The organism is Lacrimispora sphenoides JCM 1415 (assembly GCF_900105615.1).
Lineage (GTDB): Bacteria > Bacillota > Clostridia > Lachnospirales > Lachnospiraceae > Lacrimispora > Lacrimispora sphenoides.
On record NZ_LT630003.1, the window covers coordinates 900,761 to 917,064 of the forward strand.

General features: G+C 41.7%; 16 protein-coding genes and 2 pseudogenes. 15 read left to right on the forward strand and 3 right to left on the reverse strand.

The genetic code is table 11. From position 1 onward, the window contains the following. Positions 1-60: 60 nt before the first annotated feature. Complete coding sequence (locus BMX69_RS04005) at positions 61-1,218, forward strand: glycoside hydrolase family 88 protein (protein WP_100041624.1); 1,158 nt, start codon at positions 61-63, stop codon at positions 1,216-1,218. Here BMX69_RS04005 and BMX69_RS04010 read toward each other — a convergent pair. After that, complete coding sequence (locus BMX69_RS04010) at positions 1,210-2,007, reverse strand: helix-turn-helix transcriptional regulator (protein ID WP_157724387.1); 798 nt, start codon at positions 2,005-2,007, stop codon at positions 1,210-1,212. The genes BMX69_RS04005 and BMX69_RS04010 overlap by 9 nt on opposite strands. 178 nt (positions 2,008-2,185) lie before the next feature. Between BMX69_RS04010 and BMX69_RS25080 the strand changes: the two are divergent. Beyond that, positions 2,186-2,520: pseudogene (locus BMX69_RS25080) on the forward strand (family 1 glycosylhydrolase); the annotation flags it as partial. 261 nt (positions 2,521-2,781) lie between these two features. Continuing rightward, on the forward strand, positions 2,782-3,321 hold the full coding sequence (locus BMX69_RS04020; protein WP_054789623.1) for a nitroreductase family protein: 540 nt from the start codon (positions 2,782-2,784) through the stop codon (positions 3,319-3,321). A 27-nt stretch (positions 3,322-3,348) separates the two neighbouring features. Here BMX69_RS04020 and BMX69_RS25195 read toward each other — a convergent pair. After that, positions 3,349-3,426 (reverse strand): annotated as a pseudogene (locus BMX69_RS25195) (hypothetical protein); the annotation flags it as partial. Between BMX69_RS25195 and BMX69_RS25085 the strand changes: the two are divergent. The 6 genes from BMX69_RS25085 (at position 3,394) to BMX69_RS04055 (ending at position 8,769) form a co-directional block, all read left to right on the forward strand. Beyond that, positions 3,394-3,657, forward strand: a complete 264-nt coding sequence (locus tag BMX69_RS25085; RefSeq protein WP_408610337.1) for an EFR1 family ferrodoxin — start codon at positions 3,394-3,396, stop codon at positions 3,655-3,657. The pseudogene BMX69_RS25195 and the gene BMX69_RS25085 overlap by 33 nt on opposite strands. An 87-nt stretch (positions 3,658-3,744) precedes the next feature. Further along, positions 3,745-4,356 (forward strand): TetR/AcrR family transcriptional regulator, encoded by a 612-nt coding sequence (locus BMX69_RS04035; RefSeq protein WP_100041626.1) that lies wholly within the window; start codon positions 3,745-3,747, stop codon positions 4,354-4,356. Beyond that, positions 4,353-5,585, forward strand: coding sequence for a cation:proton antiporter (locus tag BMX69_RS04040; protein ID WP_100041627.1), 1,233 nt, complete (start codon positions 4,353-4,355; stop codon positions 5,583-5,585). Before BMX69_RS04035 ends, BMX69_RS04040 begins: the two co-directional genes overlap by 4 nt. Positions 5,586-5,698: 113 nt before the next feature. After that, entirely contained in the window at positions 5,699-6,691 is a 993-nt protein-coding gene (locus BMX69_RS04045; RefSeq protein ID WP_054789454.1) for an ROK family protein, read from the forward strand. A 19-nt stretch (positions 6,692-6,710) separates the two neighbouring features. Then, the gene (locus BMX69_RS04050) at positions 6,711-7,871 is read left to right on the forward strand and encodes an MFS transporter (protein ID WP_054789455.1); all 1,161 of its coding nucleotides are present in this window, start codon (positions 6,711-6,713) and stop codon (positions 7,869-7,871) included. Position 7,872: 1 nt separating this feature from the next. Beyond that, entirely contained in the window at positions 7,873-8,769 is an 897-nt protein-coding gene (locus tag BMX69_RS04055) for a PHP domain-containing protein (RefSeq protein ID WP_100041629.1), read from the forward strand. Positions 8,770-8,938: 169 nt separating this feature from the next. Here the strand turns inward: BMX69_RS04055 and BMX69_RS04060 are convergent, their stop codons facing one another. Then, positions 8,939-9,160 (reverse strand): hypothetical protein, encoded by a 222-nt coding sequence (locus BMX69_RS04060; RefSeq protein ID WP_100041630.1) that lies wholly within the window; start codon positions 9,158-9,160, stop codon positions 8,939-8,941. A 241-nt stretch (positions 9,161-9,401) separates the two neighbouring features. Between BMX69_RS04060 and BMX69_RS04065 the strand changes: the two genes are divergently transcribed. The 6 genes from BMX69_RS04065 to BMX69_RS04090 all read left to right on the forward strand — a co-directional run bounded on the left by BMX69_RS04065 (position 9,402) and on the right by BMX69_RS04090 (position 16,154). Next, positions 9,402-9,836, forward strand: a complete 435-nt coding sequence (locus BMX69_RS04065) for a MarR family winged helix-turn-helix transcriptional regulator (protein ID WP_330387619.1) — start codon at positions 9,402-9,404, stop codon at positions 9,834-9,836. 122 nt (positions 9,837-9,958) lie between these two features. Further along, positions 9,959-11,719 (forward strand): ABC transporter ATP-binding protein, encoded by a 1,761-nt coding sequence (locus tag BMX69_RS04070; protein ID WP_100041631.1) that lies wholly within the window; start codon positions 9,959-9,961, stop codon positions 11,717-11,719. Further along, positions 11,716-13,560: an ABC transporter ATP-binding protein gene (locus tag BMX69_RS04075; protein ID WP_197678660.1), complete on the forward strand. Its 1,845-nt coding sequence runs from the start codon at positions 11,716-11,718 to the stop codon at positions 13,558-13,560. Before BMX69_RS04070 ends, BMX69_RS04075 begins: the two co-directional genes overlap by 4 nt. A gap of 378 nt (positions 13,561-13,938) precedes the next feature. Next, positions 13,939-14,142, forward strand: a complete 204-nt coding sequence (locus tag BMX69_RS25200) for a LytTR family DNA-binding domain-containing protein (RefSeq protein WP_054789459.1) — start codon at positions 13,939-13,941, stop codon at positions 14,140-14,142. Positions 14,143-14,731: 589 nt separating this feature from the next. Further along, entirely contained in the window at positions 14,732-15,460 is a 729-nt protein-coding gene (locus BMX69_RS04085) for a LytR/AlgR family response regulator transcription factor (RefSeq protein ID WP_100041632.1), read from the forward strand. 175 nt (positions 15,461-15,635) lie between these two features. Then, the gene (locus BMX69_RS04090) at positions 15,636-16,154 is read left to right on the forward strand and encodes a hypothetical protein (protein WP_054789462.1); all 519 of its coding nucleotides are present in this window, start codon (positions 15,636-15,638) and stop codon (positions 16,152-16,154) included. Positions 16,155-16,304: the final 150 nt, after the last annotated feature.

Sequence of the window (16,304 nt, forward strand, 5' to 3'; positions counted from 1 at the left end):
AGATTATACTATACAGATACAAAAATATCGTATTTTAAAATGGAAAGGAAAGAAAAGCTTATGTGTAAAGAACAGGAAAGTTCATGGCTCGACCAGGCTGTTTTAAAGGTCATGGAAAAGATGGAGTGGGTCAGTGAAAAATCAAAAAACAAAATTCCCTATACCACGGTAAATGGCGTTCATGACGATCGGAGCAAAGGCAGTGAATTCGCAGGAGATAATGGGATCAACTGGTGGTGTAATGGTTTTTGGGGCGGCATGATGTGGCAGATGTATCATAAGACCGGTAAGGAACGGTATATGGAGATCGCCCGGATTTCAGAGGAAAAGCTGGATCAGTGCTTTGAGGATTATTATGGCCTTCATCACGATGTTGGATTTATGTACCTTCCGACGGCTGTGGCAGATTACCGTCTCACCGGGAATCCGGAATCCAGAAAAAGAGGGCTTCACGCCGCAAGTCTGTTAGCAGGGCGGTTTAATCCCATCGGCCGTTTTATACGGGCCTGGAATGATAAACCGGGAAACAGTGATGATACAAGAGGCTGGGCGATCATTGACTGTCTCTTTAATATTCCTCTGCTTTACTGGGCGAGTGAGGAAACAAAAGACCCCAGGTTCAAACAGATTGCCATGCTCCATGCAGACACGGTGATGGAGCATTTTGTAAGAGGGGATGGCTCAGTACGCCATATTGTGGAGTTTGATCCTTTTACAGGTGAACGGGTAAGGGATTACGGAGGACAGGGCTATGAGACAGGTTCTTCCTGGACAAGAGGCCAGGCATGGGGGCTTTATGGATTTCTTATGAGCTTTTCCCATACCGGAAAACAGGAATACCTTGATACTGCAAAAAAGATCGCCCATTATTTTATGGCAGCCATTCCGGAAGACGGCATCATACCGGTGGACTTTCGCCAGCCAAAGGAGCCTGCATGGTGTGATGATACGGCGGCAGCCATTGCAGCCTGCGGGTTGATCGAGATAGGCAGACGGGCAGGGGAACTGGAGCAGGATATGTATTGCAAGGCAGCGGAAAAGCTGTTAAGGGCTTTGTATGAGAATCACTGTGATTTTACGGAAGAAAATGATTCCATTCTCCAAAAGGGAACCGGCTCCTATCATAGCCAGGAACATGAATTTCCTATTATTTACGGGGACTATTTCTTTATGGAGGCTTTGTTTAAGCTGAAAGGCCAGGATTTTTTTCTATGGTGATACATTCCTGTAATGGGAGCGGTACTGACTGGGAGTCATGTTTTTATATTTCTTGAACTGCCGCATAAAGTGAAATTCACTTTCGTATCCGCAAAAGCCTGCCAGGGACTGGATGGACATTTCCGTGGTTCGCAGATAGAAACAGGCGTTTTTCAAACGGGCGGATATCACATCCTGCATGCAGGAGGATCCGAAAAGCTCCTTATAAAGATGCTGAAAGTAAGAGGGGCTCATGTGGACCGACTGGGACATGGTATCTATGGTCCATTTGCTGTGAGGGGCATTTAAAATCGATACCCGAAGGCTGTTCATGATCCCATAATATTTATGAGAAGATGCTTTATCCGGTTTTTCATGGATCTGGGAAGCGAGGGTGTAAAGGAGAGTCCTCATAAGGGAATCCAGAATCTGCACCCGGTAAGGGTGAGAGGAATGCTTTTCCATTACGATCAGCCTGCTGAATTCGGAAAGCTGCCCTGCATCAGATAAAGGTACCGGCGTCTGGAAGGGGATTTTTAAATCCATAAAAAAAGGAAGATCTTTTTCATCCAGATCAAAGTGGATCCAGTCATCGTTATAATCCGGTGTGCGGCAGCCATAATGGACATAAGCATATTTGTCATAAAGAATCACCGTATTGGCGGGGAGATTCCTGTAAGTATGGTTGTATTCAAAAAAGGCTTCGGATTTGACCACAAGAAGGGTATAGTCGGAAGAGCCTTCCGGGCGAAGCATGTGAAATGGTTTTTGATGTCTGGATTCATAACCGCAATTCAGAATAGAAATCATCTGCTGGCTCCTTTTCATGAGATAGCCTTATTATAACGCTTTTTTACATAGGTGGGAAGCCGGAATCTGCGTAACAAATAAATGAAGTGCTGTGCTTTCAGTTCTTCCGATTCCGCTTCCGGATCCTATATTTTAGTTGTAATACCTCCGATGCATAGTATAATATAATCATGGCCCATTGGATCCCAAGGAGGAATTTAATGAACTGTATGACCGTTACCAAAAGCCGTTGCTGATTGTTGAGAACGGTTTTGGCGCTAAAGATGAGATTTCGCCGGATGGGAAGATCCATGACCAGTACCGCATCGATTATCTGAAAGCGCATATCAGAGCAGCAATGGACGCTTAACTACCGGAGAAATGAGCAAGCGCTATGGTTACATATATGTGGACCGGGATGATTTTGGCTGCGGCACTTTTAAACGAATGAAAAAAGACAGTTTTTATTGGTATAGAGAAGTAATTGCATCAAAATGGTTTCAGCGTGTATCATTAAACAACGCAGATAGATGAGTCTCGCTCATATCTGAATGATTAGGAGGTAAGAAGGTACGTTTTCAGATGAAAATGTACCTTTACTTTACTTTATTTTTATCTTATATAGTATAATGGGTAATATAAATGTTTCCGCTGGGATATAGATTAAAGTATTAAAAACTGCCGGATAATAGAATATGCGGATATAGAGAGAAGGCGGGATTTATCACACCATCCTCTTTTAACTAAAGGCAAATGCATTTGAAAATAAAATTCAGCAAAGTAAAGGAGATTACCATGCTAAAACCAATAGAAACCAGAAGAAGCATCCGTAAATATTTAGATAAAAAGGTTGAAAACGAGAAGCTTCTTAAGCTATTAGAAAGTGCCAGACTCGCTCCTTCTGGAAGTAATACGCAGCCTTGGACGTTTATTATCATTGAATCAGAAGATACGAAAGAAAAACTTTCAATTGCCGATCATAATCAAACATGGATGATGACAGCTCCGATATTTATCGTGTGTGTAGCAGATATTCGCTGCCGTATTTCCATGGAGACCAAAGTTAGATTGAATGAGGAAAGCTCTGAACCGGAGCTTAAACAAATTATCCGGGATACAGCAATTGCGATAGAACATATATTGCTTGAAGCAGAACATCAGGGACTAGCGACCTGTTGGACGGCCTGGTTTGAGCAAGATGTGGTCAGACCTATTCTGAACATTCCGGATGATAAGTATGTGTGCGGAATTATTACGATTGGATATGGGGCCGAGGTACCAAAACAACGGCCTAGAAAATCGATGGATGAAATTGTGAGATACGAAAAATGGTGATGAAACTGTGGGATTTAAATTACACCACTACTTGATTTGTGCAGCCATGTTAAAGATTATTTCAGCCATTTCATTTGCCGAGTTAATCATTCCGGATTTCAGCCAGTGCTGTATCATACCAATACTTCCATTGAGCATAAATATAAAATAAAACACCTTAGTTGTGGTAAATGTGCTGAACTATGTCCGCTGAATAACATTATCTTAACAGACGGTAAGCCCGTATGGGGAAATCACTGTACCCATTGCATGGCTTGTCTACATAGATGTCCCACAGAAGCGATTGAATACAAAAAGAAGACGCAAGGCAAAGCTGAGTGTATCTGCAAAATATGACATACAGGGAATATTAATATTATTGACTACATGGTCTATTTTATGTATAATGGACTGTGTGGTCAATAATGCTTTCAGGAGGTTACAATGAAAAAAGAAGAGAAAACAGAACGAACCAAGCAGAAAATATTAGCGGCGGCGATGGAAGAATTTGGTACGAACGGTTATGCAGGAGCATCGCTGAACAATATTTGCAGCGTTGGGATTCCCAAAGGTTTGCTTTATCACAATTTTAAGAATAAAGATTCCATCTATCTTGCCTGCGTTGGGCAGTGTTTTTCCACTTTAACGGAATATCTAAGAGCTGCCGACATCGGAAGTGACTTGCAGAAATATATGGACGCCCGCCTGCGGTTCTTTCATGAGCATGAGAAGGAAACTCGTCTATTTTTTGAAACAATTTTTCAGCCGCCGGAGGCATTGTGTGATCAGCTTACGGATTTGCGGCAGGAGTTTGACCAGCTAAATGCTGAATTGTATCAAAAAATTTTGGATTCTCTTAAGTTGCGGCAGGGCGTTACCCGTGAGGAAGCCATGTCCTATTTTGTCATCATGCAAAATATGTTTAACGGCTATTTCAGCAGCCCAGCCTGCCGTAATATGTCTTTTTCAGACCGCATGACTGCACATGAAACCAATCTTACGATACTGCTTGATTTTATGCTTTATGGCATTGTAGAAAGAGGTAATGAAAAATGATACTGCTCTTACTCCGGTGGCTTGCCGCCATTGTTCTTGCCTTTTTTATAGGCAAACTGGTTTCCAAATTAAAGCTCCCATCTATTCTCGGCTGGCTTATCGCCGGAATGATTTTAGGTCCCCATGCACTGAAGCTGATACCGCAAGACCTTATGGACGGCGTTAAGTATCAGGCAATCGTTCATGTATTGGAGTGCGCCGTCGGCCTGATGATAGGCACAGAACTTGTCTGGAGCCGTATGAAAGAATACGGCAAAGCCTTGATCATCACCACGTTGACCCAGTCCTTCGGTACGTTCTTCTTGGTGTCTGCCGTTTTCACAATCATCTTTGCTGTCAGCGGCATTCCGATTTATCTGGCATTTATTTTTGGCGGCATCGCGCTGGCCACGGCACCTGCACCTGCACTCTCCATCGTGCGGGAATTTCAGACCGATGGCCCTGTCACCAAAACGCTGATTCCCATGGCAGCACTGGACGACATGGTGGGAGTGATCGTATTTTTTACCACAATCGCCATTGTTGCAAGAAAAGTTACTGGCGGCAATATGCCCATTTACATGATTCCGGTAATGATTTTCCTGCCGCTGTTGATTGGCACTGTCACCGGGCTGCCCGCAGGATTGCTGTTAAAAAAGGAACGCTCCAAACCGCTGACTCTCTTTATCCTTATTGGGCTGATCCTGGTGACTGCGTTCATTGGCTTTGTCTGTAATACCTATCTGATGAGATCACCGCTGCTCAATTTTATGCTGATGGGTATGGCATTTTCGGCAGCCTTTTCCAACCTGGTAACCGAAGAACGCCTGGAGCAAATTGTCCGTGAATTCAATCCGTTTCTCAGTGGTTCCATGGTTATTGTGATTTTGAATCTCGGTGCACCGCTGGATTATCATGCGATTCTGGGCGCAGGACTGTTTACTTTTATCTACATTCTCTCCCGCGCGCTTGGTAAGTATTACGGGGCACGGCTTGGTGCGAAAGCAACCAGCCTTCCTGATACCGTGCAGAAATACCTTGGTTTTACGCTTTTACCTCATTCCGGCGTTTCGCTGGTATTTACAGGAATTGCAGTTTCCGTTTTATCGGCTCCCGCGCCGGAGTGCGCTAGAATCATTCAAGGCACGATTGCGGCCGCAGCGGTAATCAATGAGGTTATCGCCGTCATTACAGCGAAGAAGGGCTTTGAATGGGCGGGCGAATTTCACGGCCCAGGCGATTTGGTGTAGGGGGATTGAAGGCAGTCTTAAAAGAATCGACTTTCCTAAATACCTTGACGGATAGCTACATGTCTGATATATTAAAGATACTTTATAAAGCATCTTTAATAAGGGAGGGTTGTATGGCTGTAGGGAATGTGAATTTAATGAAACAAATCAATTTAGATACGGTTAGACGGGTGATAAAAGAAAATAGAAAAGCAACAAAGCCTCAGCTGGCAAATTTGACAGGATTAAGCGTGGTAACAATTAATTCACTTGTTGAAGTGCTTTTGAGAGATGGGGAAATACTGCTTGATGAGCTAGAAGTGTCCAGTGGTGGCAGACCAGCAGTCATCTATTCCTTTAATGAGGAATTCAGTATGGCATTAGTCATTTATACAAATGAGTATGAAATGAAGGATTTAACCCATGTTGCCGTTGTTAATCTATATGGGGAAGTGATTGAAGGCAACGAGATTGTCTTAGATGAAATATCTGAACGTAGTTTTGATTTGATAATCGAGAAAATGCTGAAAAAGTATCCTAACATTAAATTGATCGGCATTGGTATGCCAGGGCAGGAAATCAGAGGGAAGATAGAGGTCAGTGATTATATATTTCTTGAAGGGAAATCCTTTGTGGAACATTTGAGAAACAAGTTTCAAATCCCTGTAGTCTTTGAAAATGATGTTAACGCAGCTGTTCTAGGATATTGTACTTCTAATCAATGTGACGATAAAAACGTGGTTGGCGTTTATATTCCAGAGAAATATCCTTTAGGTGCAGGTGTTTTTATCAACGGTGATATGTATAAAGGAAAAGATGGCTTTGCTGGTGAAGCTAAATTTCTTCCGGATGGATTTGATTGGAATAATCCAGAATATGTTTCGGAAAATATTTCAGTGGCACTTAAAAAATTAATTATTACGTTTACCTGCCTTTTAAATCCGGATATCCTCGTCATTTACAGAGAAAATCTCGCCGAAGTGACGATTGATCTCATGATTGAGGACTGTAAAAAAACGATCAAGTCAGAAGTCATGCCTGACATTATTGTATCAAGTGACTTTGGCAAAGATTTTGCAGAGGGCATTAAACAAATCTCATTAAAACCATTGGAACCAAAATGGTAACGATAAGGTAGGAGATACCATGACAACATTATTATTGATCATAATCTATATTGCATTTATCAGCTTGGGACTTCCTGATTCTATGCTTGGCGCTGCATGGCCAACGGTCCGGGCTGACTTATCCTTGCCAATGGCCGGGGCAGGATTAATCTCCATGATTATATCCGGCGGAACCATAATCTCAAGTATTCTGAGTGGCAAACTGATTCAAAAACTTGGTACTGGTAAACTCACATTAATCAGTGTATTTATAACAGCCATGGCTTTGCTGGGTTTTTCCTTTAGCCAAAGCTATGTATGGTTATGTCTGATGGCAATTCCATTAGGACTAGGAGCAGGGGCTGTAGATGCTGCTTTAAATAATTTTGTGGCTTTGCATTTTTCAGCTAGACATATGAGTTGGCTTCATTGTTTCTGGGGGGTTGGTGCAACTGCGGGTCCCGCTATTATGTCAGTTGCCATTTCTCATAACGGGTCGTGGCAGAAGGGTTATTTATCTGTTGCATTTATTCAGATTTCTTTAGTAATTATTTTGCTGGTTTCATTGCCGCTTTGGAGATTGTTTGGTGAAGGCCGGGAAGAAAGCATAATTGTAGAAAGTCAAAGCCAGTATATCTTTCAAATGCCGGGGATACGCTCAGCACTTCTTGGTTTCTTTTGTTATTGCGCATTAGAGGCTACCACCGGTTTATGGGGCGCCAGTTATCTGGTGCAGACAAAAGGTGTTTCTGCTGATGTTGCCGCGGGTTGGATATCCGTATATTACCTTGGCATCACCATAGGCAGGTTAGTCAATGGGTTTATTACTGCCAGGTGGAGTAATCCTGCGTTGATTCGAGGTGGTCAATTTATCATTGGCATTGGGGCTGTCTTATTACTGATTTCCAATCAAACCTATGTCAACTTGCTGGGACTTATTTTGATTGGAATGGGATGTGCACCTATTTATCCCTCTATGTTGCATGAAACGCCAGTCCGTTTTGGCAAAAACAATTCAAGTAAATTGATGGGTGTGCAAATGGCGTTTGCTTACATTGGAACGATGCTGGTGCCGCCAGCAATTGGGGTATTTTCAAGTGTGGTAGGGATACAATTCTATCCCATATTTATTCTGGTGTTACTCATAACGATGTTTGTTAGCAGTGAGAAAATTAATAAAATCGCAGCAAGGAGGGCTTGAAATGGTTAATCAGTTAGATTTACATATGCATTCCAATATTAGTAACGATGGGGAATACACGCCGTCACAACTCATGCAGCTGTGTAAACAACATGGTTTAAAGACAGTTGCATTAGCTGACCATAATTCCGTACGAGGGGTAGGAGAAGCCCAGAAGTCAGCAGATGAATTAGGAATGGAATTTATTCGTGCTATTGAGCTTGACTGTCAATTTGAAGGAGTTAATCTGCATCTTTTAGGATATGGGATTGATCCAACAGTACCTGAATTTGAAAAAAATGAAATGGATATCTTAAAGAAAGAACAAGATGCTTCTTCAAAACTAATACATCTAGTGCAGGATTTAGGTATTCATCTTGAAATAGAAAAAGTTTTGGATCTTGCCATAGAAGGTGTAGTGACAGGTGAAATGATTGCTGAAGTTGCTCTGGAAGATAAAAGAAATCAGAACAATCCTCTTCTGGGACCATATCGAAAGAACGGGAAGCGTAGTGATAATCCTTATGTGAATTTTTATTGGGACTTTTGCTCCCAAGGGAAGCCGGCTTATGTACCTATTCAGTTTCTTGGGCTGAACGAAGCCATACAATTGATTAGAAAAGCAAGAGGCATAGCTGTTCTTGCTCACCCAGGGATTAATATCGGGCAGGATCAGAAGATTCTGGGAAGCATTGTTTCTTGTGGTATTGATGGGATGGAAGTATACAGTAGTTATCATGATGAAAACATGGCTGCTTTTTACAATAAGCAGGCTGAACAATTTCATTTACTGAAAACAATAGGCAGCGATTTTCATGGGAAAACAAAGCCGGCAATCAGACTGGGCAGTATGAGCTGCCATGAAGAAATAGATATTTATCAACAATTTAAGAAAAAACTTCATGAGGCGGCGTTATAAAAAATATTTGCTCATCACCCGGTCTGGAGACTTCCGGAGAACATCAAGACGAAGGGCCTCAGTACATTGAGGCCTTTCGTCTTGGCAGTTAATTTAGAAATATATAATTTACGGCACGGGCAGGCCCGTCAGCGGTGGCTCATAGCGCCGTTTATCTAGACTGTTGATATTAAGACGCAGCTTTACTGTTTTTACGTGTGTTTTCTTCCATATCTTCAGTAAAGACAAAATCACAATTCCGAAGCACATGCCGCCAATGTGCTTTTTCAATTTCTCTGGTGCGCTGCAGCGCGGCTTCTCTGCGGACGCCCTTTCGGTGCTGAATAAATTGGTTCAAGAGAACAGCACCAACCAATACGATGATTAAAAAAGAGATATTGCTGAAAGTCATACGATATATCCTCCTGTTGAATTTTTTGTTGTCGAGCTTTATGTTAAGAATAGCAGGATATAGGCGTAATCCATTAGGAGATTTATCATATTCCTGTAAAAAAAATGGAAATGGGAATGGCTTTTGTTGTGGAAATTTTAGATGTGAAAAATTTTCTTGACAATGCTTGCGAAATAGTATACACTATTAACAGTGTTAGTTATGAATGCTAATACCTGTTTGAAAGGTGGAGGTGAATGGATTGAGTAGTATAGAAGAATTGGTCGATTCATTGGGTGATCTGATGTCCCGTGGAAAAGTCATGGATGAATTTAATCGTTCTGGAAAAGGCGAAATTTTCATTTTAAGATATCTTTATACGAAAGAATCACCTGCATCGCCATCTGAATTGAGTGAGGCGCTGAACAGCAGTACAGCCAGAATCTCTGCGGCACTCCGTACCCTCGAAAAGAAAGGGCAGATTCACCGTGAAATCGACACCACGAACAGACGCTTTATTTTGGTTACGATTACGGAAGAAGGTCGTGAACGGATTCAAGCAAACATGCAGCGAATGCAAAATCATTTGATTCAAGTATTAACTGTGATGGGTGAAAAAGACGCAAGAGAATTTGTACGTCTCTCCACGCGGTTCTTTGAGATCGCCCAGAGCACGATGCCAGATCCTTTTGAATAGAATAATCGAAACCGGGGAATAAAGATAGTGAGATAAAAATGCAGACCAAACGAGGTCTGCATTTTAGGACCACATAACTAACAGCGTTCAATATGAACACTAATAACAAGGAGGCTTTTTCTATGATTAGAATATTTAAATATCTCAAGCCCAAAGAATGGCTGATGGCTTTATTTAGCTTGATATTTGTGATGGTCCAGGTATGGCTGGATTTAAAATCGCCGGATTACATGTCAGAAATAACCATGTTAGTGCAAACGCCAGGTAGTGCGATGAGCGATATTTGGCTTGCTGGAGGTAAAATGCTTCTATGCACACTCGGCAGTTTGGCAAGTGCTGTTATTGTTGGTTATTTTGCGGCACGGATTGCCGCCGCATTTTCTAAACGTCTGCGCAGTCTGCTTTTTAATAAAGTGGAATCCTTTTCCATGGAGGAAATCAACCGCTTCTCCACGGACAGCTTAATCACCCGTTCAACAAACGATATTACACAGATTCAGACTTTGATTACCATGGGATTAATGCTGATTATAAAAGCACCGATCATGGCTGTATGGGCAATTACCAAAATCGCTGGAAAGGGTTTTGAATGGTCACTCGTCACAGGCGCGGCGGTTGCAATTTTGGTTGTTATGATAGGTATTATCATGATTTTCGTGATACCGAAATTTAAGAAAATGCAATCATTAACAGATAACATGAACCGGGTTACCCGTGAAAACCTGACAGGACTTCGTGTGGTAAGAGCTTATAATGCCGAGGCTTATCAAGAAAAGAAGTTTGAAGAAGCGAATGAGGAATTAACCGGTACTCAGTTGTATACAAGCCGCGCTACAGCAATTATGATGCCGGTTATGAACATGATTATGAGTGGACTGTCCCTTTCAATCTATTGGCTCGGTGCCTATTTAATTAATGCGGCGCAAATGACAGATAAACTGACGCTGTTTTCTAACATGGTGGTCTTCTCAAGCTATGCGATGCAGGTTGTTATGTCATTTTTGATGTTGGTCATGATTTTCATCATGCTTCCCCGTGCCAGCGTTTCCGCCAAGCGAATCAATGAAGTGCTGGACACCGAGCCTACAATCCTTGATGGCAGCCATACAAATGGACTCCCTGGTTTGAAAGGTGAGGTTACGTTTCAACATGTGGGCTTCAAATATCCGGATGCGGCAGATTATGTGCTGGAGGATGTGAACTTTACGGTAAAGCAGGGGGAAACGATTGCATTTATCGGCTCCACAGGTAGTGGTAAATCAACGCTGATAAACCTTGTACCGCGCTTTTTTGATGCAACAGAGGGAGAAATCCTGATTGACGGTGTGAATATTAAGGAGTATACACAGGAGGCACTCCACAATAAAATTGGTTATGTGCCGCAGAAAGCGGTTCTATTCAAGGGGTCGGTTTCGTCTAATGTGGCATACGGAGATAATGGTGGCAATGGATTTTCTGAACACGAAATCAAAAAAGCTATTGCAATTGCACAGGGAACGGATTTTGTTGAGCGCATGGAGGGTGGTTATGAAGCAGACATTGCCCAGGGCGGTACCAATGTGTCCGGCGGACAGAAACAGCGGCTTGCCATTGCCCGCGCAGTCTGTCGAAAGCCGGAAATCTATATATTTGATGATTCCTTTTCAGCATTGGATTATAAGACGGATCGGATTTTGCGTAACGTACTGAAAAAAGAAACAGCAGGTGTGACCAGTATGATTGTAGCACAGCGTATCGGCACGATTATGGATGCTGATCAGATAATCGTACTGGATGAAGGCAGAGTTGTGGGCAAAGGAAAACACAAGGATCTGCTGCAGAACTGTGAGGTATACAGGCAAATTGCCTTGAGTCAGTTAAGTGAGGAGGAGCTTGTATCATGAGTGAACAAAGAACGAACAGAAAGCCGATGGCCGGAGGTCCTATGGGACAGGGGGCTGTCGAAAAGCCAAAAGATTTTAAAAAGACATGGGGAAAACTGATTGCCTATTGTAAAAAATATATGCCTGCAGTGATTGTCGCTCTTGTCATGGCGGCAATCGGAACGGTGCTGCAAATCATCGGCCCGGATAAACTGAAAGATATGACCAACGAGATCATGAAAGGATTACCTTCGTTGATTAATGGCGTTCCGGTTGCTGGTGCGATTGATTTTGGTGCAGTAAATAGAATTGCATTACTGTTGGTGGCATTTTACGCAGGTTCAGCGCTCCTAAACTTTATTCAAAGTTTTATGATGGCAACCGTAACACAAAGAATCAGCAAAAATATGCGTACCGGTATATCACAAAAAATCAATAAGCTGCCTTTGAAATATTTTGACCGGGTAAGCTATGGCGATATTCTCAGCAGGGTGACCAATGACGTGGATACCATCGGCCAGACCATGAACCAAAGTATCGGAAATCTGGTTACATCCATTACCATGTTTGTGGGTACAGCTATTATGATGTTCTACAATAACTGGATTATGGCGTTAACTGCCGTAGGATCAAGTGTTTTTGGGTTTGTTATCATGGGTGTTATCATGTCAAAATCGCAGAAATATTTCGTTCAGCAGCAAGAAGATCTGGGGGTCGCTAATGGTCATATTGAAGAAGTTTATTCCGGCCATAATGTGGTAAAGGCTTATAACGGTGGAAAAGAGGCCAGATGTTTTTTCGAAAATGTGAACGAGAGCCTGTATAACAGTGGCTGGAAGAGCCAGTTTATGTCCGGATTGATGATGCCGCTTATGACATTTATCGGTAACTTCGGATATGTGGCAGTCTGTGTGGTAGGTGCGGCGCTGGCTATGAACGGAACCATCAGCTTCGGCGTGATCGTAGCCTTTATGTTGTATATCCGTTTGTTTACCCAACCGCTTTCACAAATTGCTCAGGCATTCCAGAACCTGCAAAGAACCGCTGCTGCCAGTGAGCGCGTGTTTGAGTTCTTTGATGAGGAAGAACTGTCTGACGAGAGCCAAAAAGCAAAGAAGCTCACGAATGTGAAAGGTGTTGTGGAATTCCGTCATGTGAAGTTTGGATATACCCCGGAGAAAACGATTATCAATGACTTTTCAGCTCAAATTAAAGCTGGACAGAAAATAGCCATTGTAGGACCTACCGGCGCTGGAAAAACAACAATGGTCAATCTGCTGATGCGCTTTTATGAACTGGACGGTGGAGAAATATTGCTTGATGGAATTCCAATCAGCCAGGTGCCAAGAGAGAATGTCCATGAGCAATTTTGTATGGTATTACAGGACACATGGCTTTTTGAAGGCACAATCAAGGAAAATATTATCTATAGCAAGCCGGGGGTGACAGATGAACAGGTGGTTGCTGCATGTAAGGCAGTAGGGCTTCATCATTTTATTAGAACTTTGCCGCAAGGGTATGACACATTGCTAAATGACAGGGCAAGTCTTTCACAGGGACAGAAACAGCTTGTTACGATTGCCAGAGCGATGATCCAAAACGCTCCCATGCTGATTCTGGACGAAGCAACAAGTTCTGTGGACACACGCACCGAAATCCTGATTCAGGAAGCTATGGATAAGCTGACGGTAGGACGCACATCCTTTGTCATCGCACACCGCCTGTCCACCATCAAAAATGCCGACCTGATTCTGGTCATGAAAGATGGGGACATTATCGAAAGTGGCAATCATAAGGAACTGTTAGAAAAGGGAGGCTTCTATGCGGAACTTTACAACAGCCAGTTTGAACCTGCTGCATAGATCTTGATCCGTTGATTTGTAATCTTTAATAGTATGAATATCTTACTTTATCATCTGATAATGTAAAAATGGAGAACGGCTTAGTAACCGTTCTCTTTTTTACGCGTTTATCTGCCTGTCACACTTCTCCATTTTACATGCCACAATCTTCTCTGTCTAACTCCTGCCGGGAGGTGACGGGCATTTTTGTTTGAGCAGCAGATCAATGCAGACGGCCGTTTTAGTTATCATGGGATCAATATATCCCGTAAATGGATAATAGATATAATTTCAAATTCAGAACAAAAAACCCTATTTGAGAACAAAAAAACACAATTTGGGAACAATATTATTCCTGTGAAATCCATTTTTTAATATTATTATCGAGAAAAATTCAAAATGCCGAAGTTTGAATTAAGGTTAAAGGATCATGGTTTTGTAAGAGTCCATAAGTCTTATGTGGCGGCAATCTCTCATATTAGAAATTTTTCATTTAAAAAAATAACATTGGATACGGGGGAGGTGCTGCCAGTAGGTAGATACTATTACGCAGATTTGAAACGGGAAATGGAGACATATGCGCAAGCGGGAACAGTGGTGTAGTTTGGAACAAAAAGACTGCTGTTTATCAATTATTTATTACAGATTAAAAAAATAGAAGTAAAGTAATGCTGAGAAAAAAGCTCAGATGGCTGATGATATTTGAATTTCTGCTGATCCTTACAATTTTAAATACCGGTAAAGATCGTCAAGTGGTTAGAAAAAACAAGCATAATTTAAGTTTCATCACGATATAGTGACCGAAAGTAGAGGATAAGGTATAAAACCTTATCCAACTTTTTCATGCAATTAATTATGATTTATCGCTTCTTGAAACTGATTTAGTGCATGAGAACTCAAATTAAATACATGTGCTTCCAGGAAAACTGAGTTTTTTATATGCTTATCTGGACAATACTACGATTTGGGTGAACTTATAGGTTACAACGGATTGTGTAATCCGGAACATCTTAAGAGGTGACATATGTTCATGTTATCCTACGAAATCTAGTCACTGCCCATATTGTAAAATAGCTGTTGCCTATATTAGTGGGGATATAAACGAATAAAGGCAATTTCAGAACAATCGTTGCAGGAAAATTAAATGCAGGTACTTATTAAATGGTGCTTGACTTAAAGAGGAGGATAAATCGTGATTATCGCAATTTGTGATGATAATGAAAAAGAGCTGGAACAATGTAAAAAACAGTTGGAACTGTTAGCGTCAATTCATCAAGTTGATGTGGTGTTTTCCTTATATCACAAAGGTGAAGAGCTGCTGTTCCGCTTACAAGGGGATCACAAAAGTTATCCAGACATTATTTATCTGGATATGAGAATGAATGGGATGCAGGGGGATGAGGTCGCCAGAAAGCTGAGAAGTCAGGGGTGTATCAGTGAAATTGTGTTTTTTACAGTTTCTAAAGATTTTTATACCACGGCATTTGATGTTAAAGCATTGCACTATGTTGTGAAAGGAGAAACAACGGTAGAAAAATTCGAAGATATTTTTATGCGAGCGGTAAAATCAGTACAAGAAAAGCAAACGGAATATATTATGTGTACAGGGGCTGGTGAATTCCGAAAGATTGAGATTAAAAAGATTCATTACTTTGAAGTCACAAAACGGATAGTGACCGTTTATTACGGTAGTGACCAGTTTAGCTTCTATTCGACCATTGGAAAAATTGAATTAAGGTTAAAGGATTATGGCTTTGTCAGAATCCATAAGTCTTACGTGGTAGCAAAATCTCATATCGGAACTATTTCTTTTAAAGAAATAGTATTAGATACGGGAGAGAGGCTGCCGGTAGGGAGATACTATTACGCAGAGTTAAAACGGGAAATGGAAGAATACGCTGAAACGAGAAACGTAGTGTAGTTTGGAGCGAATAGACTGCTGTTTATCCAAGAATCAACACAAGTTGGGAAAGATAGGTTAATGTAATGTTGAACGGAATTGTTAATCAAAATAAAGGAAATAACCAAAATACATATGCGGATGAAATGTTTGCAATTATCTGGTTATTAAAAAGATAGGATGGGGGGGCAGGTAATTGCAAGTAAGAGAAAAGCTTCTTATGTTGCTATGTACGCTGTTTTTAACTATCCTATGTTGTGGAGTCGGGTATGCTGATACGCATCCTGCCTGCACCGGCGGTCAGCAGCATGAATTTAAAAGCCATATATTAAAATTGAACTCAGAAGATTCAGAAGGCCTAGTTGAAAATGTGTGTACCTTGTGCGGTTATACTTATATAGAACATCTGCCGGCGACCGGTCATCATTATGGAGACTGGAAAGTGGTGGAAGAAAGACCGGAATCAGGGATAAGGATTGAGCGGAGAGAGTGTCAGGGATGCCATCGTGGTGAGGTACGGACAGTCAGAATTGAGCTTACGTCTCCGGATTCTGATCCTGCTCAGGAAGGTGAGTCTGGTATCAATCGGATGGATTTTGTATTATCCGCATCGATTGGAGGAGTCTGGGGGTGTACGATAGCAGCTCTTTGGTACAATAGTTTGGTTTTTAACTGGTACAAGAGAGAAAGTGCAAAAGCACTTAAGAGGAGGTGATGGCTTATCTCAGTAAGTAATATTATTGAACTGATTATTTTAGTATGCAGCATTCCGATTGCTCTCTACATCATTATAGGCAGTAACCGAAAGGTCAAAGATCTGGACGGTTTAGGCGATGTTGTGAAAGAGGAAGGCAGTGAAGGTGTA